This window comes from Erythrobacter sp. HKB08, assembly GCF_004114695.1.
In the GTDB taxonomy this organism is placed as follows: Bacteria; Pseudomonadota; Alphaproteobacteria; order Sphingomonadales; family Sphingomonadaceae; genus Parerythrobacter_A.
The window spans coordinates 487,999-513,738 of sequence record NZ_CP035310.1; the positions used below are offsets into that span (position 1 = coordinate 487,999).

Sequence of the window (25,740 nt, forward strand, 5' to 3'; positions counted from 1 at the left end):
TGTCTAGATACGCCCGCTCAGGATGAGCCACGCCGACAGGCCGTTGAGCAGCGAATAGATCGCATAGGCCCAAACGACGCTCGGCCAGCCGTTCGCGCCGAGGGCGAGCGCGGCCAGCAGTATGAGGAATTCGCAGGCGAAGGCGATCTTCTTCCCGTGCCCGCTCGAGAAGACCGACATCTGGCCCAGCAGCGGGTGGCCGCTTTCCATCACGGCCTTGTGAACGGCGAAATTGCCGATTCCGAACAAAAAGATGATCCCCAGAACAACAAAAGCAGCCATTGTGTCAGTTTCGCATAATCATTCGTCCGATGCCAACCGCCGTTTGTCGGACGTTTTTCGCCATCTGTCCGCAAGGCCCCTCCCCGGTCGGACGGATGACGCGTGTAATCGACCTCCGGATGCGACTCACCCGGCCGCTGCGTAGAACAACAATCAGCGGCAAGCCTTTCGCCCCCCTAACTCGGAAAGGCCCGCAGTTGGAGGAAGACTTATGAAACGCCCCCTTATCGCCACCCTGTCGGCAGCCCTGGCTCTCGGTACCGTTGCAGCCCCCGCAATCGCCGGTGAGACCCACCTCAAGGTCGCCTATGCCGACCTCAACCTCAACACCGTTGCCGGGCAGGAAACTCTCGAGCGCCGGATCGACGCGGCTGCCAAGAAGGCCTGTGGCTACGACGAGATCCGTACCGGTACCCGGATGCAGAACCGCGAAGTCACCCGCTGCTATCGCCAGGCCAAGAAGCAGGCGACCACGCAGATGGCCAGCGTCGTCAGCGACGCACGTCTCGGCGGCTAAACGCCCGGATCACCCCCTCACTCTCCTGCCGTGCGCACCCCGATAAGCCATGGCAGCGAGGCCCGGATCGGACCAGTCCCCCGATCCGGGCCTTCTTTTTTGCGCGGCAGCCACGCACCACCACACCCCGATCGAGCGGGGCCTTTTTCATGTGCAGTGCTGTCAGGATCGTGCCGCCTCAGCGGCCGGCCATCGCCTTGACCTTGGACAGGTAGGTGCGGCCGATACGCAGGGCCTCGCCATCCTCCAGTTCGACCGACCACACGCCGAGGCCGTCATGCCGCAGGCCGCGAATGGCTTCGCGCCGCAGGATGGTGGATCGGTGGATGCGGATGAACTCGGCAGGATCGAGGCGCTTCTCGAGCCCTGCGATGGTCTGCAAGAGCAGGTAGGTCCGGTCGGCGACGTAGAGGCGCACGTAATCGCGCTCCGCATCGATGCGGCTGACCTGGCCGACGTCGATCCGTAGCAGCTCCGAGCGATGCGGGACCCACAGCTCGGTGAGCCACTCGCTTTCCTTTGCGCTCACTTCGCCCTGGCGTTTGACTGCACGCTCGATCGCCCGGCCGAGCCGTTCGGGCGCGACCGGCTTGAGCACGTAGTCGACCGCGTCGAGGTCGAACGCCTCGACGGCGAAATGGTCGTGGGCGGTCACGAAGATCACCGCGGGCTTGTTTTCCTGGTCGGCCAGCTTTCGCGCAACCGAAAGGCCGTCCATCTCGGGCATGGTCATGTCGAGCAGGACGAGATCCGGTTCGAGCGCTTCGACCAGCCGCAAGGCGGCCGCGCCGTCATTTGCCGTGCCGACGACCGCAAGATCGTCGAGCTTGGCGCAGATCACCTGCATGCGCTCGACCGCGAGCGGCTCGTCATCGACGATCAGGGTGCGCATCGCGGGGGTCTTTTCGGTGTCGCTCATCTGTCCCTCACCCGTGCTTTCTAAGCGGGAGGCGAATCTCGGTGCAATAGCCCGCTTCGGTCGGGCCGGAGGTGATGCTGGCTTCCTTGCCGAACAGCGCTTCGAGACGGTCGCGGACATTGGTCAGTCCGATGCCGAAGCCCGGTTCGCCGAGGCCGTCGGCACCCGGGCCATCGTCGCACACGGTGACGGCGAGCCGCCCGTAATCCTCGCGCGCGGCAACGGTGATGGTCACCGGACGGGTAACCGGCGCAACACCGTATTTGACCGAGTTCTCGATCAGCGGCTGCAGGATCATGCCCGGAATGCGCGCATCCGACAGCTCGCCCGGCAAATCGAAGACCGGAATGAGCCGTTCGGGGAAGCGGACCGATTCGATCTCGAGGTAATGCGCCTGCAGCGCGAATTCGTCTGCCAGCGCGACATCCGAAGTCGGCTCGACCGCGAGGCTGTGGCGGTAGAAGCTGCTCATCGCCTGGATCATTTCCTCGGCGCGCTCGGGCTTGCCGGTCATCACCAGCGCGCTGAGCGAATTGAGCGAGTTGAACAGGAAGTGCGGATTGACCTGGTAGCGCAGCGATCGCAGCTCCGCCGCCTTGGCTGCGCTGCGGAAACGCTCGCCGCGCCGTTCGGCCGCACGCGCCTGCGATCCGGCGAACATGGCGAGATAGAGCGCAGCCCAGGAGAGAAAGAGGAAGTAGCGGCTGACCGCCATGTCGAGCAGGCCGAGCCACTGGAACTGCTCCAGCTCGGCTTCGCGGCGCGCCTGTTCCTCGGCCATAGCCTCTTCGAATTCCTCGCTGCGCGCACCGACGTCGTCGAGCACGCCGCCGGTGTCCTTCGGGCGCAGGCGGTTGAATTCGCGCTCCTGCACCTTCTGGTTGATCTGCTCCTGCACGGGGAGGAACATGACCTGGTTGATCTGCGCGATGAGGCCGGCCGCCGGCAGCGCGAGCAGCAGGGCGGCAGTGATCTTGACCCACATGGCACGCAGGTCGGTCAGGCGCAGCAGCAGCCACATTACCGTCGTGACAGCCACGCCGCCCATGCAGACCACCGCACGGCGCCAGAGCATCTCCTGCTGCAAATCCAGGCCGAAGGCTTGCTGCAGCTCGTAGGAAAGAATGAAGCCGCGGAGGGTGGTCAGCAGGAAATAGGCCACCCACAGGCCGATGATGGAAAGAGCGACGACCTTTACGGGAAGGGTCGGGTCTTCGTTAATCTGGTGTTCACGCGCCATTATGCCGCAACTTCTATCCCCCGCGCGCGCAGCAAGCCAGCGCCACGGTCGGCTGGAATCGCCCGTTCGTCGAGGGATTGGCGGCGCTGGACCGCCCGTCGGACCCTATGAGGTTTCGAGCAGGCCTTCCTCGGCGATCTTCTTCTTCCAGCGCGCCGGGGCGAGCGTGTGGACGTTGTTGCCCTGCGCATCGACCGCGACGGTGACCGGCATGTTCTCGACCGTGAATTCGTAGATCGCTTCCATGCCGAGGTCTTCGAAACCGACGACCTTGGCTTCCTTGATCGCGCGGGCAACGAGATAGGCCGCGCCGCCCGTCGCCATCAGGTAGGCGACCTTGAAGCGGCTGATCACGTCGACTGCATCGGCCCCGCGCTCGGCCTTGCCGATCATCGCGAGCAGGCCCTGGTCGAGCATCATCTCGGTGAACTTGTCCATCCGCGTCGCGGTGGTCGGGCCGGCGGGTCCGACGACCTCGCCCATCACCGGGTCGACCGGGCCGACGTAGTAGATCGCGCGGCCCTTGAAATCGACGGGCAGCTCCTCGCCCTTGGCGAGCATGTCCTGGATGCGCTTGTGCGCCGCATCGCGCCCGGTGAGCATCTTGCCCGAAAGCAGCAGGCGATCACCATGATCCCAGCTCGCCACTTCTTCCGGCGTCAGCGTATCGAGATTGACGCGCTTGGCCGCGCTGTCGGGCTGCCAGTTCACATCGGGCCATTCGTCGAGCTTGGGCGGCTCGAGATAGGCAGGCCCACTGCCGTCGAGCGTGAAATGCGCGTGGCGGGTGGCCGCGCAGTTCGGGATCATCGCGACCGGCTTGCCCGCTGCGTGGCAGGGCGCATCGTAGATTTTCACGTCGAGCACGGTCGACAGCCCGCCAAGCCCCTGCGCACCGACACCCTGCGCGTTGACCGCGTCGTAGATGTCGATCCGCAGCTTCTCGATATCGGTCTTGGGCCCGCGCTGCTTCAATTGCGCCATGTCGATCGGGTCCATCAGCGACTGCTTGGCGAGCTTCATGCAATGCTCCGCCGTGCCGCCGATACCGATGCCGAGCATGCCCGGCGGGCACCAGCCGGCGCCCATCGAGGGAATCTGCTCGATCACCCAGTCGACGATATTGTCGCTCGGGTTCATCATCTTGAACTTGGACTTGTTTTCGCTGCCGCCACCCTTGGCCGCGACATCGATGTCGACCCTGTCGCCCGGCACCATCTCGACCGAGAGGACGCAAGGCGTGTTGTCGCGCGTGTTGCGGCGGGTGAAGGCCGGGTCGGCGAGAATCGAGGCGCGCAGCTTGTTGTCGGGATGATTGTAGGCGCGGCGCACGCCCTCATCGACGACGTCCTGCAGGCTCATCGCCGAATCGAGGCGGCAGTTCTGGCCCCATTTGACGAAGACGTTGACGATCCCGGTGTCCTGGCAGATCGGGCGGTGGCCCTCGGCGCACATGCGGCTGTTGGTCAGGATCTGCGCGATCGCGTCCTTCGCCGCCGGGCCCTGCTCCGCCTCGTAGGCTTCGCCCAGCGCACGGATGTAGTCCATCGGGTGGTAGTAGGAGATGAACTGGAGGGCGTCGGCCACGCTCTCGATCAGGTCGCTCTCGCGGATGACTGTCATGTCGCTCATCGAATCCATACTCCTTCCGGTCGATTGCGGCCTCCCATAGAACCGCCCCGCCCCTAGCGTCAAAGCGCTTGGCCGATGAGCCTCTTGCGCCTATTGCGAGGGCCGTTGACCAACTGTGTTATTGGTGTAAGACACATGACTATGAATTTCGAAGCCGCCCGCCGTGCGATGATCGACAGCCAGCTGCGCACCAGCGGCGTGAACGAGGATTTCGTGCTCTCCCGCATGAGCACCGTCGCGCGCGAGGATTTCGTGCCGGAAGCATCGCGCAACGTCGCCTATATCGACCGCGCGATCCCGCTCGCCAATGGCCGCCGCATGGCCGCACCGCTGTTCTACGGTATGGTGCTGGCCGAAGCGCAGCCGTCTGCGGACGACAGCGTTCTGATCTTCGATGCCGGTAGCGGCTATCTCGCCGAGCTGGTCCGCCCGCTGGTCGCCTCGGTCGACACGGTCGATCCGGAAGAGGCTGCCGCCAAGTCGAGCAAGCGCAAGACCTATTCGCTCGTGCTGGTCGACGGCGCGATCGAGGAAGTCTCGCCGCATCTCGCAAAGCGTATCGCCGATGGCGGCCGGATCGTGACCGGCCTGTCCAGGGATGGCGTCACCCGCCTCGCCATCGGTCGCAAGACCAATAGCGATGTCGCGCTGCTGCCGCTCGCCGAGATCGGCATCCCGCGCCTTTCCGAATTCGACAAGCCGAAAGCCTGGAGCTTCTGACATGATACGACCGGGGGGGATTACAGCCCTGCTTCTCGGGGCAGCCTGCATTGCCACCCCGGCACAGGCCGACACGCTGCGCGAAGCGCTGGCTGAGGCCTATGTCACCAATCCGACGCTCGAAGCGGCCCGCGCCCAGCAGCGCGCAACCGACGAGACGGTGCAGATCGAACGCTCGCAGGGCCTGCCGGCTGTCGAAGGCTCAGGCGCCCTGACCGAGTTCCTGCGCCAGAACTCGACCAGCTTCTTCACCCCCGACCGCGTGCTGACCGCCGGTGTCGACCTTTCCGTGCCGATCTATTCGGGCGGCGCGGTCAGGAACTCGGTGCGTGCGGCCAAGGAACGCGTCGCGGCCGGCAGGGCGGACCTGCGCGGCATCGAGAGCGCGCTCTTCAGCCAGGTGGTCGCGGCCTATATGGACGTGATCCGCAATGAAGCGATCGTCGGCCTCAACGCGAATCAGGTCGACGTGCTCGCGGTGAACCTCCAGGCGACGACCGACCGTTTCGAGATCGGCGACCTTACCCGCACCGACATCGCCCAGTCGCAGTCGCGCCTCTCGCTTGCACAGAGCGACCTTCGCTCGGCGCAGGCCAATTTGATTGCCGCACGCGAGACCTACATCCGCCTCGTCGGCAGTGCGCCCGACGATCTCCAGCCGCCTCCGCCGCTGCCCGGCCTGCCTGCCTCGGCGGACGAGGCGGTCGACTACGCGCTCGAGAACAATCCCGACATCATCGCCGCGCGCGAGAGGGCGCAGGCCGCCGGATACGACATCGAAGTTGCCGGATCGCAGCGCCTGCCGCGCCTGTCGGTCTTCGCCGGCTACGACTACCAGAACACCCTCGGCAGCGTGGCCGACCGTCCGCTCGATCCGGACGATCCCAACAGCCCGACCGTGCCGAGCGACCAGACCGCCACGGCTGCACAGGCCGGTATTTCGCTGCGCATCCCGATCTTCCAAGGCGGCCGTCCCGCCGCGCTCCAGCGCCAGGCGACCGCGCGCGCCTCGGCAGCCTTCGAGCAGGTCATCGCCGCCGAACGCGAAGCGATCGCGCAGACCCGCGCCGCCTATTCGAGCTGGCTTGCGGCCAATGCGATCATCGAAAGCTCGCAAACGGCAGTCGATGCCGCCGAGCTCAGCCTCGAAGGCGTTCGCGCGGAAAACTCGATCGGCAACCGCACCATCCTCGACGTGCTCAATGCCGAGCAGGAACTGCTGCAGTCGCGCGTCCAGCTCGTCACCGCGCGGCGCAATGCCTATGTCGCAGGCTTCTCGCTGCTGGCCGCAATGGGCCGCGCCGAAGCGCGCGATCTCGGCCTCGACGACGAGGGCGTGCTCTACGACCCGGTGGTCAATTACGACCGGGTGAGCGGGCGTATCTGGGACTGGGACCGCGACCCTGCGCCGGAAGCCAAGTCCACGAGAACCGTTGACATTCCGGCCCCTACGGCGGAGATTCCGGCAAACGATTCACCGGCCGGGAACTGATTCACCGGCCACATCGGGGGCAAAGGGTCATGCGCCAGGACGGCGAAGCGTCGGTCGAGGAAATCCTCGAATCCATCAAGAAGGTCATCGCACGCGACAATCGCGAAGGCGCGCGCACGCTGCGCCAGAAGCGCGAGCGCGAGGGCGTTGCCGAGCACCTGCCCGAACCAGCCGATGCCGAAGAGGCGGAAGAAATCCTCGATCTCGGTGCTGCCGAATTCGTCGAGGAAGCCGATGACGAAGATGAGGGCGAAGAAGCGCTGATCACCGAATCGGCGCGCGCCTCCATGCGCGAAAACCTCGCTGCACTCGCCATGCTGGCCGAGCCCGGCGCGCAGCCGCAGATCGTTCGCTCGGGCGAAACCTCGCTCGAAGGGCTGGTGCGCGAAATGCTGCGTCCGATGCTCGCCGAATGGCTCGACAAGAACCTGCCGGGCATGGTCGAGAAGCTCGTCCGCGAGGAAATCAGCCGCATCGCCGGCAAGCGCGGCTGACGCCGCCCACACTTCGACGCTGCTGCAAAACCGCTTGGCGCTCGCCCGGCGAGCGGGTAACTGCGCGCGCATGATCAAAGCATTCGGGATAGCCGCCTCGCTTGCGGCGCTTGCCATTTCGGTTCCTGCCGCTGCCGACGACCACGCGGAAACGCGCCCGGCGATGAGCGCCAAGGACCTCGTCACCATGCCGCGCCTCGGTGCGCCGGTCGTGACCGGGGACGGACGCTACGCAGTCTACGGCGTGACCGACACCAATCCGGAAAGCTACGCGCGCAGCACAAGCTGGTACCTGCGCGATCTTGCCGATCTCGACGCCGATCCGGTGCTCCTCGATCTTCGCGGCAGTGCCTGGTCGCTCCAGTTCGGCAGCGACAACTGGCTCTACTTCCTGTCCGACCGCCCGCTCGACGGTGAAGGCGAAGACGACAGCTATGCCCGCGTCTGGCGCGTCGCGCTCGAAGCGAACGGCAACATGACCGGCCCGATGCTGGTGCTCGATCCGCACAACGGCATCGAGGGCTTCAAGCTCGCTCCCGATGCCAGCAAGATCGCCGTCTGGGCCGAAATTGCCCGGGAATGCGAGAAATTCGGCTGCGAGAACGACGGGAAGGCGCATCTGCCCGGCCCGGGCGACGGTCGTCTGTATGAAGGTAACGGCGGGTTCTACCGCCATTGGGACCAGTGGGAGACGCCGGGCACCTACAGCCGCGTGTTCGTCTTCGGCCTGGAAGATGGCGCGGCAGTCGGCGACGGCGCTGCGATGGACGGCGCGCTCGCCGACAGCGACCTCATCGGCGACACTCCGACCAAGCCGTTCGGCGGTGACGAGGAAATCGCCTGGGCGACCGATTCCTCCGGCATCTGGTTCGTTGCGCGCCGCGCCGGTGCCGACGAGCCGATGTCGACCAATACCGAGATCTGGTGGAGCGCGCTCGATGCAGCCGCACCGGTCAACATCACGGCGGACAACCCCGCCTACGATACCGCGCCCACGCCCTCGCCCGACGGCCGCTACCTCGCTTGGCTGGCCATGGCGCGGCCGAACTACGAATCCGACCGCCTGGTCGTGAAATTGCGCGACCTGCGCACCGGCGAAACGCGCGCGCTGACCGAAAGCTTCGATCGCAGCTTCGGCTCGCTCGCCTGGACGCCGGATTCGCGCTGGATCGTCGCCACGGCGCAGGACGTGCTCGATACACCGGCTTTCCGGATCGATCCGCGTAGCGGCAAGGTCGAGAAGCTCGACCTGATGGCCGGCAATGAAGCGCATATCGGCACGGTCACCCCGCTGCCGAACAAGCGCCTGCTGTTCACTCGCGACGCGATCAGCAGCCCGCGCGAGCTGTTCCTGTCGACCAACTGGAAACAGGCCCGTCCGCTGACCGACATCGGCACCGCCATCCTCGGCGAGCGCGCTTCGGTCGTGACCACGCGCTTCAATTTCCCGGGCGCGAATGGCGATACGGTATGGGGCCAGATCACCAAGCTCGAGGGCCATGAGGGCCCGATGCCCGCGATCCTCTACGTCCACGGCGGCCCGCAAGGCTCGTTCAACGACGGCTGGTCGAGCCGCTGGAACCCGCGCGTCGTCGCGAGCCAGGGCTATGCGGTCATCTCGGTCGATTTCCACGGCAGCACCGGATACGGGCAGGAATTCACCGACAGCATCAACCGCGACTGGGGCGGCAAGCCGCTCGAAGACCTCAAACTCGGCCTTGCCGCCGCGCTCGAGCTCGACCCGCAGATCGACGGCACGCGCGCCTGCGCCATGGGCGCGAGCTATGGCGGCTACATGATGAACTGGATCGCCGGCCAGTGGCCCGACCGGTTCGACTGCCTCGTCCAGCATGACGGCCTGTTCGACATGCGCAGCTTCTACTATTCGACCGAGGAACTGTGGTTCCCGCGCTGGGACTTCGGCGGCTCCTATGCCGAGCAGGCCGAACTCTACGAAAAGTGGAACCCGGTGAACCACGTCGACAAGTGGCAGACACCGATGCTGGTGATCACCGGCCAGAAGGACTTCCGCGTGCCCTATACGCAGGGCCTGCAGAGCTTCACCGTCCTGCAGGAGCGGAACATTCCTTCGCAGCTGCTGGTCTTCCCGGAAGAGAACCACTGGGTGCTCGGCGCGAAGAACTCGCTGCAGTGGCACAACACGGTCTTCGCCTGGCTCGACCGCTGGCTCAAGCAAGAGAAGCCCGCGGACGAGTGAGCAAGGAGGCAAAGCTCCGCAAGGCACGCCGCGCGCTCGACAAGATCGGCGGTGAGTCGCTCGATCGCCACATCTTCCTGTGCGCGGTGTCGGAAAAGCAGAAATGCTGCCGCCGCGACGATGGCAAGCTCGCCTGGGGCTATCTGAAAACCCGCCTCAAGGAACTGGGGCTGGCCGGGCCGAAGCAGGACGATGGCTCGGGCGGCATCCAGCGTACCAAGGCGGATTGCCTGCAGGTCTGCGCGATGGGCCCGATCGCCGTCGTCTGGCCCGACGGTGTCTGGTACCATAGCTGCTCGCCCGAGGTGCTCGAGCGGATCATCCAGGAGCACCTGATCGGCGGCAATCCGGTCGAGGATTATCGCCTGCGCGGTCCCGACGCCGCCTAGCGCCGATCCTCGTCTTCCATCAGGTCGGTCACGCTTTCGTCGTGGCCCGTCCCGCTGGAGAGGAAAATCAGCCCCATCAAACCTCCGGCAAGCAGCATCGAGAACCCGATGCCGAGCGCGATCGCGATGTAATAATGCACCGAGGCCTCGCTTTCGCCGTCGTAGAGCAGGGCGATCGCGAGCGCGACGACACCGATGGTCACCAGCAGCATGAAGCGCATGATCCGGCGATAGCGCGCCCAGGCGTATGCCGCGCTTTCCGGGTCGTCGAGGGGGGACTTGGGAATCATTTCGGGCAGCCTCATGCGCATGTCGTTCGCCGCTTTCAACCCGCGATTGGACGCCGCGGGGCAGGCGGTTTGGGGAATCGGGCTTTCCGTGGCACAATCCGCGAAAGGGAAAGGAGGTCCCGCCAGATGGAAATCGCCCAACTCATCGCCGGTCGCGCCAGCAGCGATGTCGTTACCTGCGAGGTCGACATGCCGGTCAGCCGCGTAATCGCCATGCTTGCCGAGAAACGCATCGGGGCGATCCCGGTCATGCGGGCGGGGCAGGTTGCCGGGATCTTCTCCGAGCGCGACGTCGTCTACCGCATGGCGGACGAAGGCGCGGCTTTCCTCGAGAGGACCGTCGGCGAGGTGATGACCGCGCCTGCCATCACGGTCGAGACCCGCACGACCGTGCTCGAAGCGCTCGGCCTGATGACGCGGCGCCGCATCCGCCACCTTCCGGTGGTCGAAAACGGCCACATGCGCGGCTTCATCTCGATCGGCGATCTCGTGAAATCGCGTATCGACGAAGTCTCGCACGAGGCCGAAGCGCTGCGCGAATATATCCAGACCGCTTGAGGAGGCGCGCGGGCGCTCCTAAATGGGCTGCATGGCCGAAGTGCTCACATTGACCGATGCCGCCGCAAAGCGCGTGGCGTGGATTGCCGAGAAGCAGGGCAAGCCCGCGATCCTGCGCCTGTCCGTCGAAGGCGGGGGCTGTTCGGGCTTCCAGTACAAGTTCGACCTCGCCGAAACGGCCGAGGGTGACGACGCGGTGAGCGAGACGGCCGGCGTGAAGCTGGTGGTCGATCCGGTCAGCCTCGACCTCGTCGGCGGAAGCGTGGTCGATTTCGTCGAATCGCTGGGCGGCGCGGCGTTCCGCGTCGAGAACCCCAATGCCGCCGCCGGCTGCGGCTGCGGCTCCAGCTTCGGTATCTAGTCATTCAAGTCTGACGAGGGCCGCAAGCGCGACCGCGGGCCGGCCGATCAGGCCGCCCCCGCGGAGGCATTTGCTCACCAAATAGGTCGCGAGCGCAAAAAGACTCTTAGACCCTCGTCGCTCGTTCAGGCATGAAGCGGCGCATGAAGATCGCCACCTACAACATCAACGGGATCAAGGCCCGCCTGCCGCGCCTCAAGGAATGGCTCGAGGAAACGCGTCCGACAGTCGCCTGCCTGCAGGAAATCAAGTCGATGGACGAAAACTTCCCGGCCGGGGAATTCGAGGAGATCGGCTACAAGGCGATCTGGCACGGTCAGAAGAGCTTCAACGGCGTTGCGATCCTCGTCGATGCGAATGTCGTACCCGATGGGCCGGTCGAAACGCAGCGCGGGCTCGGTATCGACGGCCCGAAAGAAGGCGAAGGCGAGCAGGCGCGCTATCTCGAAGCCGATGTGAACGGCGTGCGCATCGCCTGTATCTACCTGCCCAACGGCAATCCGCATCCGGGGCCGAAGTTCGACTACAAGCTCGCCTGGATGAAGCGCCTGCGCGAACGCATGGCCGAGCTATGGGCGCAGGAAATCCCGGCGGTCGTTGCCGGCGACTACAATGTCATCCCGGAAGACAAGGATGTCTGGTCGCCCAAGGCGATGGCATCCGATGCGCTGATGCAGCCGGAATCGCGCGATGCCTATTTCCGCCTACTCGGCGACGGCTGGACCGATGCGGTCGATACGCTCAACCCGCGCGGCGGAGTGTGGACTTACTGGGATTACCAGGCCGGCGCATGGCAGCGCGACCACGGCTTCCGCATCGACCACCTTCTGCTCAGCCCGGAACTGGCCGATCGCATGACCGCCGTCGGCGTCGACAAGGAATATCGCGGCCGCGAGAAAGCGAGCGATCACACGCCCGTCTGGGTCGAAATCGCCGGATAACGGAAAACGGGCCCCGCTCCGGTTGGGGAGCGAGGCCCGTATCTGGTCCCGTCCAGGGGCCGGTTACCGGTAGAAGGTGTGCGTCTTGATCGTCGCGCGCGCCTGCTTCGTGCGGGCCCAGCGCGGGCTCACGTAGTTGGCGTGGAAATAGAGCGAATCCTTCGCTTCGCTGTCCCACAGCCCTTCGTGCGCGATGCGTGCAATCTTCTTCGCGCGCTGCCACGCGTCGGTCGAGCGCGCGATGTTCGGCATGCGGCCGCCGCGGATGAAGGAGAACTGCTTGCGCTGGTGAACGACACCGCAATAGCTTTCCGGGAACACATCCGATTCAGCACGGTTGATGACCACCTGCGCAACGGCCAGCTGGCCTGCGAGCGGTTCGCCGCGCGATTCGAAATATACGGTGCCGGCAAGGCATTCCATTTCGCGCGAAAGCGACTGCGGGGCGTCGATCTGGGACACGAGCTCGTGCAGCGAATCCGCCTGGGGGGCGTCGCTTGCCTCGGTTGCGTCCTGTGAATTCGTTTCGGTTTCGTCCGGGAGCGGCTGGACCACTTCTTCCGAGACAAATGCGGGCACGACCTCTGCGGTCGCCTGTGCCTCGACTGCTTCCTGTTCGATCGCCGCCTGGGCGTTCGCGCCGGAAATCTCCGCGCTGGCAATCCCGGCAATGAGGGTCGCACCAATTGCGACCGCGCCGGTGAGGTGGGTCTTACGACTCATCGTACCTGGTCATTGAGCGGTGAACAGACACTGGCGCAGGCTGGAACCCGGTTCGCGTTGATTGCGATAAGGAAAGTTGGGTTCGATTGCAGCCTGCCGGCTGTTCCCCGTCTGCGTGCTAGCCGAGCGACCGAATTGCCGCCCGAACCGCCTGCGCACTCGGTTCGTCGAGGCGGCCAAATAGTTTCAATTGAAATTAAGTCAAGTCAGTCATGCTGCACTGCGACAAAACGTTCCGCATCCGCGACATCCAGCTCCACGATCCATAGATCGCTGTCCTGCGCACTGCGCTTGGCGATATATTCGTTGAATTCCTGTGGTTTTTCAGCGTCCTGCTCGCGCGTAAGGACGAATTTTCGCGACCCGTCGAGCTGCGGCATGCGCTCGTAAAGCCTTGCATTCGTGCCATTTTGCAACGTCACGATTAATATCGTGCCGGCATCGCGTTCACCCTTTGCGAGAACGGTCGCGAAACCCCCTGCAGCCTGCACCGCGCGAATCAGGCCGTTTACCTCGATATGGGCGGGAAGACGCTCGTCCACCGGCGGCGCTTCAGTCGAACTGGTAGCCGGGCAGGCCGGAGAGCGGGATGTGCGAGCGCATGAAGGTGCCCGTGCCGCGGCCGATCTCATCGCCCTCGGCATCGACCAGCCGCGATTCGGCGACGAAGACCCGGCGCTTGCCGCTGATCCACTGCCCTTCCGCAACGACCTCGCCCTCGCGCACCGGCTTGGTGAAATGGAGGTTGAAGGAGGTGGTCAGCAGGAAGCGATCGGTCACCAGCGTGTTGGCGGCGTAGAAGGCCGCATCGTCGAGCATCTTGAAATAGATCGTCCCATGCGCGGCGCCTGCCGCGTGGAACGACTGCGGGGTAACCTTGAAAACCAGCCGCGATTTGCCGCGAGCGGTGATCTCGAGCTTTGAATCGAACAGGTCGTTGACCGGCGCGGAGGCGTAGAGCTTCTCCAGCGCCCGAAAGTGGAGCTCGGCTCCGGTGGCGGGATCGTCAGGCGACGTCACGGTCCGAAACATTTGTCAGCAGGGCGAAGAGCGCCTCCGGGCTGGTCGCATCGGACAGCGCCTGGTGCGTCGCCTCGTCGCGCACGAGGCGCGAGATCGCGGCCAGTGCATGGAGGTGGCCGACGCCCGCATTCTCGGGAGAGAGCAGGCCGAAGACGAGATCGACCGACATGCCGTCCGCCGCAGCGAAATCGACCGGGGTCTCGAGCTTGAGCAGGACTGCCACCGGCCGGTTCAAACCTTCGATGCGCGCATGGGGAATCGCTACGCCGCGCCCGAATCCGGTGCTGCCCAGCGCCTCGCGCTCCTGTAGCGATTCGAGAACCGCGTCGCGGTCCACCGCATAGTTCCGCGCGAACATGTCGGCGAGAATCTCGAGTATCGACTGCTTGTTGGTGGCCGACCCCATGCACACGGCATCGGGAAGAAGTCGGAAGTAGGCGTCCATGATTTAGTCTTACGATCCAGTCACTTGGCCCGTCTTGCGCGAGCTTAGCATGCGTCCCAATTGGAATGGAATACCGGGTGGCCTCGGCCCCCTGCTCCCGGTCGATCCATCCGGTGGAAGCCCGCGACGCCGTAGCGTCAGCGGGGCTCAATGCGGTTCGACCCAGCCGATCGATCCGTCGTGGCGGCGGTAGACCATATTGTGCCTGCCAGTGCCAGCATTTTTGAAAAACAGTGCATTCGTATTGCGCAAATCGAGCATCATCACCGCATCGGCAACGCTCGCTTCGGGGATGTCGACCTTGGTCTCCGCAATGATCGGCGGTGCGTCGGGCGCTTCTTCCGTCTCGACCTCTTCGGCGGCGAAAATGGTATAGGCTGCCTCTTCCTCGCGCGCGGCATGATCGGCCTGTTCGTGGCGATCCTTGAGGCGGCGCTTGTAGCGGCGCAGCTGCTTGTCGATCTTGGCCGCAGCCTGGTCGAGCGCCTGGTGCGCATCATGCGCCTCGGCATGGCCCTTCACGATAGTGCCCTGCATCACATGGGTGACGATATCGCAGCTGAACGCGCCTGCCGGAGCCTTGCCGAACGTCACATGCGAGGAGATCGCGCGGTTGAAGTACTTCTCGACGATACCGTTGAGACGGTCGGACGCATGCTCCTGAAGGGCCGTGCCCGTTTCGACCTGGTGGCCCGAAATGCGGATATCCATAGTCGCTCCTCTTGTAGTCCTGTCCTGTCGGCGATCCCGTCTCAGTCACTCCAGATCGGTGACTCCATTTTCTTGATAAACGCCTGATGCCGCTCCAGTTCCTCTGCGGATGCGGAATGGGGGCGCGGCGCCCTGAATGTGCGTTCGATGCGCGTGGTGACCGAAGTGATCTCCTGCGTCACCTCGATCGTCTCGGCAGCGAGTTCGAGGCCGATCTGCCGCCCGCCGGTCAATTCGACATAGACCTGTGCGAGCAATTCGGCGTCGAGCAGCGCGCCGTGCTTCACGCGGTGGCTGCGATCGATCCCGTAGCGGGTGCACAGCGCATCGAGCGAAAGCTTCGCGCCGGGATGGCGCTTCTTCGCGATTGCGACGGTATCGACCATCCGGTCGAGCGAGATCGGCTCGCGCTCGATCAGGGCGAGCTCGTTGTTGAGGAAGCCGAAGTCGAAGCCCGCATTATGCGCAACCAGCGGCGCATCGCCGAGAAAGGCGAGCAGTTCGTCCGCCAGTTCGGCGAACAGCGGCTTGTCGGACAGGAAGGCGCTCGACAGGCCGTGCACGGCCTCGGCGCCTGCGGGCATGTCGCGCTGCGGATTGAAATAGGCGTGGTAGGTTTCGCCGGTCGCCACCCGGTTGACCATTTCGACGCAGCCGATTTCGACCATCCGGTCGCCCGTCTTGGGGTCGAGGCCGGTGGTTTCCGTGTCGAAAACAATTTCACGCATTGGTCAGGTTATCGGACTCAAATGCGCGTCGCACAAGGGGCCTGAAATCAATTTTTGCGCATCAATCCTTGCGCGGCGCTTCGGCCAGCTTCGGAATGAGGTTGTGCACCTGTGCCTCGGTTTCATGGAGCGCGAGACCGGTATCGATCACATGGTCGGCCCGCGCGCGCTTTTCCGCGTCGGGCACCTGGAGCGAGAGGATGTGCGCGAATTTCTCCGGCGTCATGTTCTCGCGTGCAAGGACGCGCTCGCGCTGGACCTCTGCAGGCGCTGATACCACGACGACGCTATCGACCGCCTCGTGTCCGCCCTTCTCGAACAGGAGGGGGATGTCGAACACGACGATTGGCGCACCAGCGTGCTCGATCAAAAATGCCTCGCGCTTGCGGGCGACGGCGGGGTGGACGATCGCTTCGAGCCGGGCGAGGGCGGTCTTGTCGCCGAACACCAGCTTGCCCAGCGCATCGCGCTCGACCCCGTTCGGGCCGGTCGATCCGGGAAACTCGGCCTCGATCGCATCGATCAGCTCGCCGCCTGCGCCCTGCATCGCGCGCACTTCGGCATCGGCATCGAACACGGGGACGCCGGCGCGCTCGAACATCTCGGCGACGGTCGACTTGCCCATGCCGATCGAGCCGGTGAGGCCGATAATGCGCGGTCTGGTCATCGGGACAATTCCTCCATCAATGCCGCATCGCCCTCGCGCGGCGGGGTTTCGCCGAAGAACAGGCGGAAAGCGGCGCGCGCCTGTCCGATAAGCATGGCGAGACCTTCGATCGTCGCAAAACCCTGCTTGCTGGCCGCGTCGAGCAGCGGGGTTCGGCGCGGCGCAGTTACGATATCGTAGACAAGGCTGCCGGGCGGCGCATGCGAGAGATCGAAGGCGAGGGCGGGCTGGCCCGTCATGCCGAGCGGGCTTGCATTCACCACGAGGTCGAAAATGCCCTCGCGGTCGTCGAAGACGAAATCGGTCGCAGCGCCAAAGTGATCGAGCGCGATCGCATGATGTTCGCCGCCGGGCGCGAGCTCGTCGAGCATCGCACGCGCCTTGTCCGGGTTGCGACCGGCAAGGACGAGAGTGAATCCCGCTTCCGACAGCGCAGCGACGATAGCCCGCGCCGCACCGCCTGTGCCAAGGATGCGCGCCATGCGAAAGAGGTGCGGCTTGCCCAGCTCTTCGCCGAGCGGCTCGAGGAAACCCGCCGCGTCGGTGTTGTAGCCGGTCAGCGTCCCGTCGGCTCCGCGCACGACGGTATTCACCGCGCCGATCTTTCGGGCAAGCGGATCGAGCCGGTCGAGCAGCGGAATGATCGCCTGCTTGTGCGGCATGGTAACATTGCACCCACGCCAGTCCGGGTCGCTCCGGCGCTCGCCGAGATAGTCCGCGAGACCCTCGGCAGTGACATGCTGCGCGCGGTAGTCGCCTTCGATCCCACTCTCACGCAGCCAGTGGCCGTGGATTGCAGGCGATTTCGATTGCGCGATCGGATCGCCGATCACCTCGGCATAGGGACGCTTGCTCATCGCGCGACCACGCCCTCTTCGCGCAGGGCCTCGAGCACCTGCAGCAGGGGCATGCCGAGGACCGTGAACTGGTCGCCGCGGATGGTTTCGAACAGGTGCGGGCCGAGCGCCTCGATCCGGAAGACGCCGACGCAATATCCGACCTCGGGCCATTCGGCATCGAGATAGGCGGCGATGAATTCCTCGCTCAGTTCTCGCACGCTGAGCGCCGCGCGGTCGTGGCCGACCCACAGCACCTGCTCGCCGCGCATGAGGGCGGCTGCGCTATGGAGCTGGATGGTCTTGCCGGAGAAGAAGCGCAAATGGCTTGCCGCATCTTCGCGCGATGAAGGCTTGTCGAACCGGCGGCCCTCGACTTCGACGAGGGAGTCGCTGCCGAGCACGATTGCATCGCCATGCGTGCGCGCCACATCGGCCGCTTTCGCCACTGCAAGCGCCTGCGCGATCTCTTCCGCCGGTGCGCCTTCCATCTCCGCTTCGAGCGCGCGCTCGTCGACGTTGGCCGGGATGCTCTCGTAGGCCAGGCCAAGCGCATCGAGCATCGCGCGGCGCGAGGCGCTTTTGGACGCCAGCACGAAGGAGCGAGGCTGGAGCGGCGAGACGCTCATATCGGCTTGCTGCCTTCGAACAGGTCCTCGCCGCGCCGCTCGCGCTCGCTCTTGAGGCGGATGACCGCAGCGGCCGTCTCCTCGATCGAGCGGCGGGTGACGTCGATTACTGGCCAGCCGTTGTCGGCAAACATGCGGCGGGCGAATTGCACTTCCGACTTCACCCTGTCGTTGTCGACATAGGACGTCTCGGTCGCCTCGTTGAGGCTGAGGAGCCGGTTGCGGCGGATCTGCACAAGCCGCTCTGGCGCGGTGGTCAGCCCGACGACCAGCGGCTTCTTCAGCTCGAACAGCTTCTTGGGCGGCGGGCTCTCGACCACCAACGGGATATTCGCAGTCTTGTACCCGCGATTGGCGAGGTAGATGCTGGTCGGCGTCTTCGAGGTACGCGATACCCCGGCAAGCACGATGTCCGCTTCCTCCCAGTTCTCCCACCCGACCCCGTCGTCATGCGCGATCGTGTAGTGGATCGCATCGACGCGGCGGAAATAGGCATCGTCCATCAGGTGCTGGCGACCGGGACGACCATGCGCTTCCTGCCCGAGCTGCGATTCCAGCGCCTCGGTCACCGCATCGAGCGCAGGTACGGCGGGCAGCGCAAGCTGGCGGCAGTGATCTTCCAGTCGCGCACGCGTTTCCGGATTGACCAGGGTGAACAGGACAAGCCCGGGATTGGCCGCAAGCTCGGGGACGATCCGGTCGAGGTGCTGGCGCGAGCGGACCATCGGCCAGAAATGGCGCACGATGTCCGCATCCTCGAACTGGGCGAGCGCGGCCTTGGCGACCATTTCCAGCGTTTCGCCGGTGGAATCGGATACCAGGTGCAGGTGGAGTCGGTTCACGCGCGCAGTCGCCTATCCGGCTTGTGGACAATGCGCGGCATAAACCACGGGATATCCCTGACGACAAGTTCGGGCAGGAAAACCGTGCCCGCTACGAGTCCTTCGATCGGCTTTTTTTCTCCAGCCCGGCAAGCTTCTCGACAGGCTGGGGAAAACGGGGAGAAAGAATCTTTGACTCAAGGTTCGTGCGGATTCGCAAGGGTGTCCAGACCCTGTTCAACCCGGGAGAAATCGGGCAGGGGCCGCCTGTCCCCAGTTTCCACAGGGCCAACAGACTCCTTCAATCCTTTTATAAATATCTATTTATTGTTTTAAGGACCCCTCGATGCCCGGTTCGCTTCTCGAAACCCTGCGCGGAAAACGCGCTGAGCAGGTCCCGCTCTGGCTTATGCGCCAGGCCGGTCGCTACCTGCCCGAATACCGTGCCTTGCGGGCGGAGAAGGGCGGGTTCCTCGACCTGGTCTACGATAGCGACGGGGCGGCGGAAGTGACGCTGCAGCCGATCAGGCGCTTCGGGTTCGACGGGGCGATCCTGTTCTCCGATATCCTGATCGTGCCCTATGCGATGGGCCAGAAGCTGGAATTCCTTGCCGGCGAAGGGCCCAAGCTCTCGCCCACGCTGGTCGACCATGCGCTCTTGAGCCTCGAGCCGGTACCCGATCGCCTTTCGCCGATCTACGAGACGGTCGCCAAGGTGAAGGCGGCTCTCGGTCCCGAGACGACGCTGCTCGGCTTTGCCGGGAGCCCGTGGACCGTCGCGACCTACATGGTGGCGGGCGAGGGCAGCCGCGACCAGCACGCGACGCGCGAAATGGCCTATCGCGACACCGCGGCCTTCGCAGCGATTATCGAGCGGATCGTCGATGTGACCGTCGGCTATCTCGAAGGACAGATCCGCGCCGGGGCGGAAGCGGTGCAATTGTTCGACAGCTGGTCGGGCAGCCTTGCCCCGCGCGAATTCGAACGCTGGGTCATTGCGCCCAATGCCGCGATCGTCTCGCGCCTGCGCGAACGCTGCGGCGATGTTCCGATCATCGGCTTTCCCAAGGGCGCGGGCGAGAAACTGCCCGCCTATATGCGCGAGACCGGGGTGGACGCAGCCGGCATCGACGAGACGGTCGATCCGGTATGGGCTGCGGCGAACCTGCCCGAAGGCATGCCGGTGCAGGGCAATCTCGACCCGCTGGTGCTGATGGCAGGCGGCGAAGCGCAGGATGCGGCCACCCGCGCCGTGCTTGAAGCGTTCGCGGAGCGTCCCCATGTCTTCAATCTCGGCCATGGTATCGGCCAGTTCACCCCGATCGAGAATGTCGAACGCCTCGTCGCCTTCGTGCGCGAGTGGAGGGGGTGACGCGCCGGGCCATAGGTCCTAGACGCAATCGCGATGCTTGAATTTCTCGCCTCGATCTATCCCTGGCTGAAGGCCGGACACATCATCTTCGTCATCTTCTGGATGGCGGGCCTGTTCATGCTGCCGCGCTTTTTCGTCTACCACCAGGAAGACGGTCCTGCCGGTAGCGATGCCGACGGCGTATGGATCGAGCGCGAGCGGCGCCTGCTCAAGATCATCCTCCTGCCCTCGATGATTATCGTCTGGGCGCTCGGCCTGCTGCTGGCTTGGGTCACCGGCGCATATGTCGAGGGTTGGTTCCACGCCAAGCTGCTCTTCGTGCTCGCGCTATCCGGCTACCACGGCTGGATGAGCGGCTATGCGAAGAAGCTGGCGCGTGGCGAGCGGACTCTCGAAGGCAGGAAGCTGCGCCTCTTGAACGAGGTGCCCGGCCTTGCCGCGGCAGTCGTCGTCGTGCTTGCGATTGTCCGCCCGTTCTGACCGATACGCCGAGCCGCTGATCAATTGACGAGGCCCGGCGTCAGGCGTATTTGCACACACATCAACCGGTTGAGCTTCCGACTCATACTGAAGCCGGGTCTGCTTTCTCCAAGCCCCTCACGACCTGCCGGCCACACCCCACTGGAATACCACTATGCATCTCAAAGACCTCAAAGCGAAAACCCCGGCCGAGCTCGTGAGCATGGCCGAAGAACTCGGCGTCGAAGGCGCCAGCACCATGCGCCGGCAGGACCTCATGTTCTGCATCCTGCGCGAGCTGGCCGACGACGAGGAATACGAAGAACAGATCATGGGCATCGGCACCATCGAGGTGCTGCAGGACGGCTTCGGCTTCCTGCGCTCGCCCGAAGCCAACTACCTCGCCGGTCCCGACGACATCTATGTTTCGCCGAACCAGATCCGCAAATGGGGCCTGCGCACCGGCGACACGGTCGAAGGCGAAATCCGCGCACCCAAGGATGGCGAGCGCTATTTCGCGCTGACCAGCCTCTCCAAGGTCAATTTCGACGATCCCGAAGCGGTTCGCATGCGGACCAATTTCGACAATTTGACGCCGCTCTATCCGGACGAGAAGCTGTCGCTCGACACGCTCGATCCGACGGTGAAGGACAAGTCGGCCCGCGTGATCGACATCATCTCGCCGCAGGGCAAGGGCCAGCGCGCACTGATCGTCGCGCCGCCGCGTACCGGTAAGACGGTGCTCCTGCAGAACATCGCCAAGGCGATTACCGACAACCACCCGGAAGTCTTCCTGCTGGTCCTGCTCGTCGACGAGCGTCCGGAGGAAGTCACCGACATGCAGCGCTCGGTGAAGGGCGAGGTGATCTCCTCGACCTTCGACGAGCCGGCAAACCGTCACGTCCAGGTCGCCGAAATGGTCATCGAGAAGGCCAAGCGCCTCGTCGAGCACAAGCACGACGTCGTCATCCTGCTCGATTCCATCACCCGTCTCGGCCGCGCCTACAACACTGTCGTCCCGAGCTCGGGCAAGGTGCTGACCGGCGGTGTCGATGCGAACGCCCTCCAGCGTCCGAAGCGTTTCTTCGGTGCAGCGCGCAACATCGAGGAAGGCGGCTCGCTGTCCATCATCGCCACCGCGCTGATCGATACCGGCAGCCGCATGGACGAAGTCATCTTCGAGGAATTCAAGGGCACGGGTAACAGCGAAATCGTCCTCGACCGCAAGGTCGCCGACAAGCGCATCTTCCCGGCGCTCGACGTCGGCAAGTCCGGCACCCGCAAGGAAGAGCTGCTGGTCGAGAAGGACAAGCTGTCGAAGATGTGGGTCCTGCGCCGCATCCTCATGCAGATGGGCACGGTCGACGCGATGGAATTCCTCCTCGACAAGATGAAGGATTCCAAGACCAACGAGGACTTCTTCGAAACGATGAACCAGTAAGGTTTGCATTCCCGTGGCCGGCGCTCGCAAGGTTGTCATTACCGGCGGGCCCGGCGCGGGCAAATCCACCCTGCTCGATGAACTGGCGCGGCGCGGCGAGCGGGTCGAACCCGAAGTCGCCCGCGCGATCCTGCAGGGGCAGGGCGGCATGGCCCTGCGAGCGGATGATCCGCACGGTTTCGCCCACGCCATGCTCGATGCCGAGCTTGCCTCCTGGCAGCGTGCGCATTCTTCGGGCGGGCTGACGATTTTCGACCGCGGCTTTCCCGATATTGCGGGTTTCCTCGCAGTCGAAGGCCTCGACATTCCCGAAGCTATCGAGCGTATCTGCCGCGACTACCGCTACGACGGGCCGATCTTCCGTGCCCCGCCATGGCGCGACATCTATCGCGGCGACGAAGAGCGCATCCAGACATGGCAGGAGGCAGTCGAAAGCGATGCCGCCGTCTCTGATGCCTGGCGCCGCTTCGGCTACGAGTTGATAGACCTGCCGCTAGCCCCGGTCGAGGAGCGGGTCGCCTTCATGCTCGGCCTATTGTGAGGCCTTCATCTTTTCGAGCATCGCGGCCATCTGCTCCCACACCTTGTTGACCGCCTTCAGGGGCCGCACCATCACTTTGAAATCGGTGATCATGCCATCCTCGTCGAAGCGGATGAGGTCGATGCCGTTGACGTGGATACCGTCCATCTCGGTGGTGAATTCGAGCATGGCGTTCTCGCCATCGACCAGCGTGCGGACATAGGCGAAACTGTCGTTGCCCAGCGTACTGCCCGCTGCCGAGAGATAGGCGACCACGATATCGCGCCCGCGCTGCGGCGTGTGGACGACGGGCGAGTGGAACACCGCGTCCTTATGGATGATCGATTCCAGCCCCTCGCGGGTGCTGCCGCCATCGATTACCTCGTGCCAGCGTTCCAGGCCTTCGCGTGCAGTCATGTTCGTCCCCTTCCTTCGGCACGGTCATGGAGCAGGGCGGGATTGCTGTCCACCATGGCGCAAACTTGCCTTTCGAACCGGTCGCGCTATTCCTGCGGCCATGTTGCGCCAATATCTCTACATCAGCACGGCACCCGGCCTGCCGCGGGAGGAAATCGAGAACATTCTCGAGGCATGCAAGCGCAACAACGAGAAGCGGGACGTCACCGGCCTGCTGCTCTACAACGGTCGCAATTTCATGCAGTTGCTCGAAGGCGATGCGGCAGACCTGTTCTGGGTCATGCGCAAGATCAGCAGCGACAAACGGCACAGCGGTATCTCGCGCCTCGCCGATATTGCGGTCGATGAACGCAGCTGTCCCGACTGGACGATGCGGCACGTCCAGATCGCCGACGATGTCGATGCTCGGCGCGCGAAGCTCGAAGCCGAGCTTCCGGACAATTTGCAGCGCAGGATCCGCGAGACGATCCTGAACTTCGCGATCCTGAACTAGCCGGCGCTCACACGGCGCGGCGGAAGCTCGTCGCCTGCGCGGCCTTCCAATGCCGCGCGAAGGCGGTGGCTTCCGGATTTTCCAGCAACGCACCTTCCTCGATAAAGGGATAGATCTTGTCGATCGCGTCCGAGCGGGCGCCATTGATGCGCTCTCGCATGTCCATCGGGCGGATTTCCCACGGGCTCTGCAAACCCATGGCGATGACGATCTCGCGCAGGGATTTGACCGTCTGGCGCTGGAACCGGGCGACGCGCGGCCCCTTGTCCTCGACGATCAGGCCCTGCTGACGCCAGGCTTTCTGTGTCGCGACGCCGGTCGGGCAATTGCCGGTATGGCAAGCCATCGATTGCACGCAGCCGAGCGAGAACATGAAGGGGCGGGCGGCATTGCACCAGTCCGCGCCCATGGCGAAGGCCTTGGCCATCTGCGCGCCCGAATGGAGCTTGCCCGACGAGGCGATCTTCACCCGGCTCTTGAGGCCCGTGCCGACCAGTGCGTTGCGCACGAAGACCATCCCTTCGCGCAGCGGCATGCCGACGCTGTTCGACAGCTCAAGCGGTGCCGCGCCCGTCCCGCCTTCGGCTCCGTCGACGGTAATGAAGTCGGGCGTGATGCCCGTTTCGAGCATCGCCTTGGTCATGGCGAAAATCTCGTGCGGCTGGCCGACGCACAGCTTGATGCCGACCGGCTTTCCGCCCGACATTCGGCGCAGCTCAGCAATCCATTCGAGCATTTCGATCGGCGTGGAGAAGGTCGAATGCGCCGCCGGCGAATTGCAGTCTTCGCCTTCGGGAATGCCGCGTGCCTCGGCGATTTCCTTGGTCACTTTGGTTCCGGGCAGGACGCCGCCATGGCCGGGTTTCGCGCCCTGGCTGAGCTTGATTTCGATCATCTTGACCTGATCGGCGCTCGCCCGGTCGGTGAACTGGTCGGGATCGAAACCGCCATCGCTGCGCCGGCAGCCGAAATAGCCGCTGCCGATTTCCCAGATCAGGTCCCCGCCATGCGCGCGGTGATAGCGGCTGATGCTGCCTTCGCCGGTATTGTGCGCAAACCCGCCCATCTTCGCGCCGAGGTTGAGCGCTTCGATTGCCCGTGCCGACAGCGAGCCGAAACTCATCGCGGAGATGTTGAGCAGCGCGCTCGAGTAGGGCTTCGTGCAATCCGGGCCGCCGATATCGAGCCGCCAGTACTCCGGCACACCCTCGTTCGGCTCGATCGAATGGCCGAGCCACTCGTATTCGTCGGAATAGACGTCAAGCTCGGTCCCCATGGGATGGGAATCGAGCTCGCCCTTCGCCCGCGCATAGACCAGCGCGCGTGCCTGGTGGCTGAAAGGACGCCCTTCGAGGTCATCCTCGACGATATAGGCCTGCGCGAAGGGGCGCAGGTCTTCCATGATCCAGCGGATCCGTGCTATCAGCGGATAGTTCCGCCTAAGTGCATGATTAGGCTGGAAGAAATCCCACACCGCGATCAGCGCGAGCGGCACCAGCAGGATGAGCAACCACACAGCCGGACGCCAGATCGTGCCGAGCCCGTAGGCTCCCGCGCACAAAGCGATGAGCAGGAGCGGTACGAGGTAACGCGGCGCGAGGATACGCACTGCCTTCGCTTAGCCCAGGTGCTGCGCGAAGAACTCCCAGGTCCGGCGATCGGCGACTTGCGCGCCTTCCTCGTCGCGCCGGTTGCCGTGTTCGGTCGCAAACCCGTGATCGAGCCCCTCGTAATCGTAGAGCGTCACTTTCTCGTGATCGTCGAGCGCCTCGTGCATCGCCTTTTGCGCATCGGGACCGACGAAGTGGTCGGCCGTCGGGATGTGCAGCAGCAGCGGGTTGGCGATCGCTTTCGCTTCATCGAGCATCTGGTCGATCATCACGCCGTAATAGCCGACCGAGGCGTCGATATCGGTGCGCGCGGCGGTCATGTAGGCAAGCCGGCCACCGAGGCAGTATCCGACGCAGCCGACCTTCTCGACGCCGGTTTCCGCGCGGATCCACTTGATCGTCGCTTCGATGTCGCGGACTCCGTCGTCCGGATCGTATTTGCCGAACAGGTCGAGCGCCTTGTTGAACTCGTCCTCGATATCCGGATCGAGCTGGAGGCCCGGCTCCATGCGGAAAAAGAGGTCGGGCGCAACCGCGAGGTAGCCTTCCTCGGCCCATTTGTCGCACTTGCGGCGAATGCCCGCGTTCACTCCGAAGATTTCCTGGATGACGATGATCGCCGCCTTGGGCTTGCCGGATGGTTTCGCGAAATAGGCAGAAAAGCTTTCATCGCCGGAAAGCGTGCTGATCGTGACGGATTCGCTCATTGGTAGTCTTCCCCTCGGGATTTGGGATTTGGACCGGAAACGCTTAACGCTTGCACCGCGCGCTTGCCAAACCCAGATTGCACAA

32 protein-coding genes are annotated in these 25,740 nt (G+C 64.4%); 14 read left to right on the plus strand and 18 right to left on the minus strand.

All coding sequences use genetic code 11. The features are described from left to right. Positions 1-3 precede the first annotated feature (3 nt). Complete coding sequence (locus tag EO245_RS02340; protein ID WP_128891421.1) at positions 4-282, minus strand: hypothetical protein; 279 nt, start codon at positions 280-282, stop codon at positions 4-6. 211 nt (positions 283-493) lie between these two features. On the opposite strand from EO245_RS02340, the gene EO245_RS02345 reads away from it, so the two are divergent. Beyond that, positions 494-799, plus strand: a complete 306-nt coding sequence (locus EO245_RS02345) for a UrcA family protein (protein WP_128891422.1) — start codon at positions 494-496, stop codon at positions 797-799. A 178-nt stretch (positions 800-977) separates the two neighbouring features. Here the strand turns inward: EO245_RS02345 and EO245_RS02350 are convergent, their stop codons facing one another. From EO245_RS02350 to EO245_RS02360, 3 genes are all read right to left on the minus strand, one after another. Next, entirely contained in the window at positions 978-1,718 is a 741-nt protein-coding gene (locus EO245_RS02350) for a LytTR family DNA-binding domain-containing protein (RefSeq protein ID WP_128891423.1), read from the minus strand. A gap of 7 nt (positions 1,719-1,725) precedes the next feature. Continuing rightward, positions 1,726-2,958, minus strand: coding sequence for a sensor histidine kinase (locus EO245_RS02355; protein ID WP_128891424.1), 1,233 nt, complete (start codon positions 2,956-2,958; stop codon positions 1,726-1,728). Between the two features lie 105 nt (positions 2,959-3,063). After that, positions 3,064-4,590 (minus strand): fumarate hydratase, encoded by a 1,527-nt coding sequence (locus EO245_RS02360; RefSeq protein WP_199798670.1) that lies wholly within the window; start codon positions 4,588-4,590, stop codon positions 3,064-3,066. Between the two features lie 141 nt (positions 4,591-4,731). Here EO245_RS02360 and EO245_RS02365 point away from each other — a divergent pair, with 141 nt between their 5' ends. The 5 genes from EO245_RS02365 to EO245_RS02385 all read left to right on the plus strand — a co-directional run bounded on the left by EO245_RS02365 (position 4,732) and on the right by EO245_RS02385 (position 9,903). Continuing rightward, positions 4,732-5,310 (plus strand): protein-L-isoaspartate O-methyltransferase, encoded by a 579-nt coding sequence (locus EO245_RS02365; protein ID WP_234026936.1) that lies wholly within the window; start codon positions 4,732-4,734, stop codon positions 5,308-5,310. A gap of 1 nt (position 5,311) precedes the next feature. Continuing rightward, positions 5,312-6,802, plus strand: coding sequence for a TolC family outer membrane protein (locus tag EO245_RS02370; RefSeq protein ID WP_128891426.1), 1,491 nt, complete (start codon positions 5,312-5,314; stop codon positions 6,800-6,802). A 29-nt stretch (positions 6,803-6,831) separates the two neighbouring features. Further along, positions 6,832-7,296, plus strand: coding sequence for a DUF2497 domain-containing protein (locus tag EO245_RS02375; RefSeq protein ID WP_128891427.1), 465 nt, complete (start codon positions 6,832-6,834; stop codon positions 7,294-7,296). Between the two features lie 70 nt (positions 7,297-7,366). Then, complete coding sequence (locus EO245_RS02380; protein WP_234026937.1) at positions 7,367-9,514, plus strand: S9 family peptidase; 2,148 nt, start codon at positions 7,367-7,369, stop codon at positions 9,512-9,514. Continuing rightward, the gene (locus tag EO245_RS02385; protein WP_128891428.1) at positions 9,511-9,903 is read left to right on the plus strand and encodes a ferredoxin; all 393 of its coding nucleotides are present in this window, start codon (positions 9,511-9,513) and stop codon (positions 9,901-9,903) included. Before EO245_RS02380 ends, EO245_RS02385 begins: the two co-directional genes overlap by 4 nt. Here the strand turns inward: EO245_RS02385 and EO245_RS02390 are convergent. Next, the gene (locus tag EO245_RS02390) at positions 9,900-10,193 is read right to left on the minus strand and encodes a hypothetical protein (protein WP_128891429.1); all 294 of its coding nucleotides are present in this window, start codon (positions 10,191-10,193) and stop codon (positions 9,900-9,902) included. The genes EO245_RS02385 and EO245_RS02390 overlap by 4 nt on opposite strands. A gap of 126 nt (positions 10,194-10,319) precedes the next feature. Here EO245_RS02390 and EO245_RS02395 point away from each other — a divergent pair, with 126 nt between their 5' ends. From EO245_RS02395 to xth, 3 genes are all read left to right on the plus strand, one after another. After that, complete coding sequence (locus EO245_RS02395; RefSeq protein ID WP_128891430.1) at positions 10,320-10,751, plus strand: CBS domain-containing protein; 432 nt, start codon at positions 10,320-10,322, stop codon at positions 10,749-10,751. A 31-nt stretch (positions 10,752-10,782) separates the two neighbouring features. Further along, positions 10,783-11,112, plus strand: a complete 330-nt coding sequence (gene erpA / locus EO245_RS02400) for an iron-sulfur cluster insertion protein ErpA (RefSeq protein ID WP_128891431.1) — start codon at positions 10,783-10,785, stop codon at positions 11,110-11,112. A gap of 143 nt (positions 11,113-11,255) precedes the next feature. Beyond that, positions 11,256-12,053 carry an exodeoxyribonuclease III gene (xth, locus tag EO245_RS02405; protein WP_128891432.1) on the plus strand — a complete coding sequence of 266 codons (798 nt, stop codon included), beginning with the start codon at positions 11,256-11,258 and terminating at the stop codon, positions 12,051-12,053. A gap of 63 nt (positions 12,054-12,116) precedes the next feature. Here the strand turns inward: xth and EO245_RS02410 are convergent, their stop codons facing one another. From EO245_RS02410 to EO245_RS02455, 10 genes are all read right to left on the minus strand, one after another. Continuing rightward, on the minus strand, positions 12,117-12,776 hold the full coding sequence (locus EO245_RS02410; protein WP_128891433.1) for a cell wall hydrolase: 660 nt from the start codon (positions 12,774-12,776) through the stop codon (positions 12,117-12,119). Positions 12,777-12,982: 206 nt separating this feature from the next. Then, positions 12,983-13,318 (minus strand): DUF1491 family protein, encoded by a 336-nt coding sequence (locus EO245_RS02415; protein WP_128891434.1) that lies wholly within the window; start codon positions 13,316-13,318, stop codon positions 12,983-12,985. 10 nt (positions 13,319-13,328) lie between these two features. After that, positions 13,329-13,796, minus strand: a complete 468-nt coding sequence (locus EO245_RS02420; protein ID WP_128891435.1) for a PaaI family thioesterase — start codon at positions 13,794-13,796, stop codon at positions 13,329-13,331. After that, on the minus strand, positions 13,783-14,244 hold the full coding sequence (locus EO245_RS02425; protein WP_128891436.1) for a PTS sugar transporter subunit IIA: 462 nt from the start codon (positions 14,242-14,244) through the stop codon (positions 13,783-13,785). The genes EO245_RS02420 and EO245_RS02425 overlap by 14 nt, the downstream gene beginning before the upstream one ends. Positions 14,245-14,391: 147 nt before the next feature. After that, positions 14,392-14,955, minus strand: a complete 564-nt coding sequence (gene hpf / locus EO245_RS02430; RefSeq protein WP_128891437.1) for a ribosome hibernation-promoting factor, HPF/YfiA family — start codon at positions 14,953-14,955, stop codon at positions 14,392-14,394. Positions 14,956-14,996: 41 nt separating this feature from the next. Continuing rightward, positions 14,997-15,683 carry a DNA polymerase III subunit epsilon gene (gene dnaQ, locus EO245_RS02435; RefSeq protein ID WP_128891438.1) on the minus strand — a complete coding sequence of 229 codons (687 nt, stop codon included), beginning with the start codon at positions 15,681-15,683 and terminating at the stop codon, positions 14,997-14,999. 61 nt (positions 15,684-15,744) lie between these two features. After that, entirely contained in the window at positions 15,745-16,350 is a 606-nt protein-coding gene (gene coaE, locus EO245_RS02440) for a dephospho-CoA kinase (protein ID WP_128891439.1), read from the minus strand. Further along, positions 16,347-17,207: a shikimate dehydrogenase gene (aroE, locus tag EO245_RS02445; RefSeq protein ID WP_128891440.1), complete on the minus strand. Its 861-nt coding sequence runs from the start codon at positions 17,205-17,207 to the stop codon at positions 16,347-16,349. The genes coaE and aroE overlap by 4 nt, the downstream gene beginning before the upstream one ends. Continuing rightward, positions 17,204-17,815 carry a nucleoside triphosphate pyrophosphatase gene (locus EO245_RS02450; RefSeq protein WP_128891441.1) on the minus strand — a complete coding sequence of 204 codons (612 nt, stop codon included), beginning with the start codon at positions 17,813-17,815 and terminating at the stop codon, positions 17,204-17,206. Before EO245_RS02450 ends, aroE begins: the two co-directional genes overlap by 4 nt. Then, positions 17,812-18,657 carry a pyruvate, water dikinase regulatory protein gene (locus EO245_RS02455; RefSeq protein WP_128891442.1) on the minus strand — a complete coding sequence of 282 codons (846 nt, stop codon included), beginning with the start codon at positions 18,655-18,657 and terminating at the stop codon, positions 17,812-17,814. The genes EO245_RS02450 and EO245_RS02455 overlap by 4 nt, the downstream gene beginning before the upstream one ends. A 325-nt stretch (positions 18,658-18,982) precedes the next feature. Here EO245_RS02455 and hemE point away from each other — a divergent pair, with 325 nt between their 5' ends. From hemE to EO245_RS02475, 4 genes are all read left to right on the plus strand, one after another. Further along, positions 18,983-20,008, plus strand: coding sequence for a uroporphyrinogen decarboxylase (gene hemE, locus EO245_RS02460; RefSeq protein WP_128891443.1), 1,026 nt, complete (start codon positions 18,983-18,985; stop codon positions 20,006-20,008). 33 nt (positions 20,009-20,041) lie between these two features. Then, a complete protein-coding gene (locus EO245_RS02465) occupies positions 20,042-20,488 on the plus strand; it encodes a CopD family protein (protein ID WP_128891444.1) in 447 nt (148 codons plus the stop codon). Between the two features lie 154 nt (positions 20,489-20,642). Beyond that, entirely contained in the window at positions 20,643-21,908 is a 1,266-nt protein-coding gene (rho, locus tag EO245_RS02470) for a transcription termination factor Rho (RefSeq protein ID WP_128891445.1), read from the plus strand. Between the two features lie 13 nt (positions 21,909-21,921). Beyond that, positions 21,922-22,449 carry an AAA family ATPase gene (locus EO245_RS02475; protein ID WP_128891446.1) on the plus strand — a complete coding sequence of 176 codons (528 nt, stop codon included), beginning with the start codon at positions 21,922-21,924 and terminating at the stop codon, positions 22,447-22,449. Here EO245_RS02475 and EO245_RS02480 read toward each other — a convergent pair. Then, complete coding sequence (locus EO245_RS02480) at positions 22,441-22,845, minus strand: nuclear transport factor 2 family protein (RefSeq protein WP_128891447.1); 405 nt, start codon at positions 22,843-22,845, stop codon at positions 22,441-22,443. The two genes, EO245_RS02475 and EO245_RS02480, sit on opposite strands and share 9 nt — an antisense overlap. A 100-nt stretch (positions 22,846-22,945) precedes the next feature. Here EO245_RS02480 and EO245_RS02485 point away from each other — a divergent pair, with 100 nt between their 5' ends. Beyond that, positions 22,946-23,338 carry a BLUF domain-containing protein gene (locus EO245_RS02485; protein WP_164931247.1) on the plus strand — a complete coding sequence of 131 codons (393 nt, stop codon included), beginning with the start codon at positions 22,946-22,948 and terminating at the stop codon, positions 23,336-23,338. A gap of 7 nt (positions 23,339-23,345) precedes the next feature. On the opposite strand, the gene EO245_RS02490 is transcribed toward EO245_RS02485, so the two are convergent. Continuing rightward, the gene (locus tag EO245_RS02490; protein ID WP_128891449.1) at positions 23,346-24,947 is read right to left on the minus strand and encodes an FMN-binding glutamate synthase family protein; all 1,602 of its coding nucleotides are present in this window, start codon (positions 24,945-24,947) and stop codon (positions 23,346-23,348) included. A gap of 9 nt (positions 24,948-24,956) precedes the next feature. Next, complete coding sequence (locus EO245_RS02495) at positions 24,957-25,655, minus strand: dienelactone hydrolase family protein (protein WP_128891450.1); 699 nt, start codon at positions 25,653-25,655, stop codon at positions 24,957-24,959. Positions 25,656-25,740 lie beyond the last annotated feature (85 nt).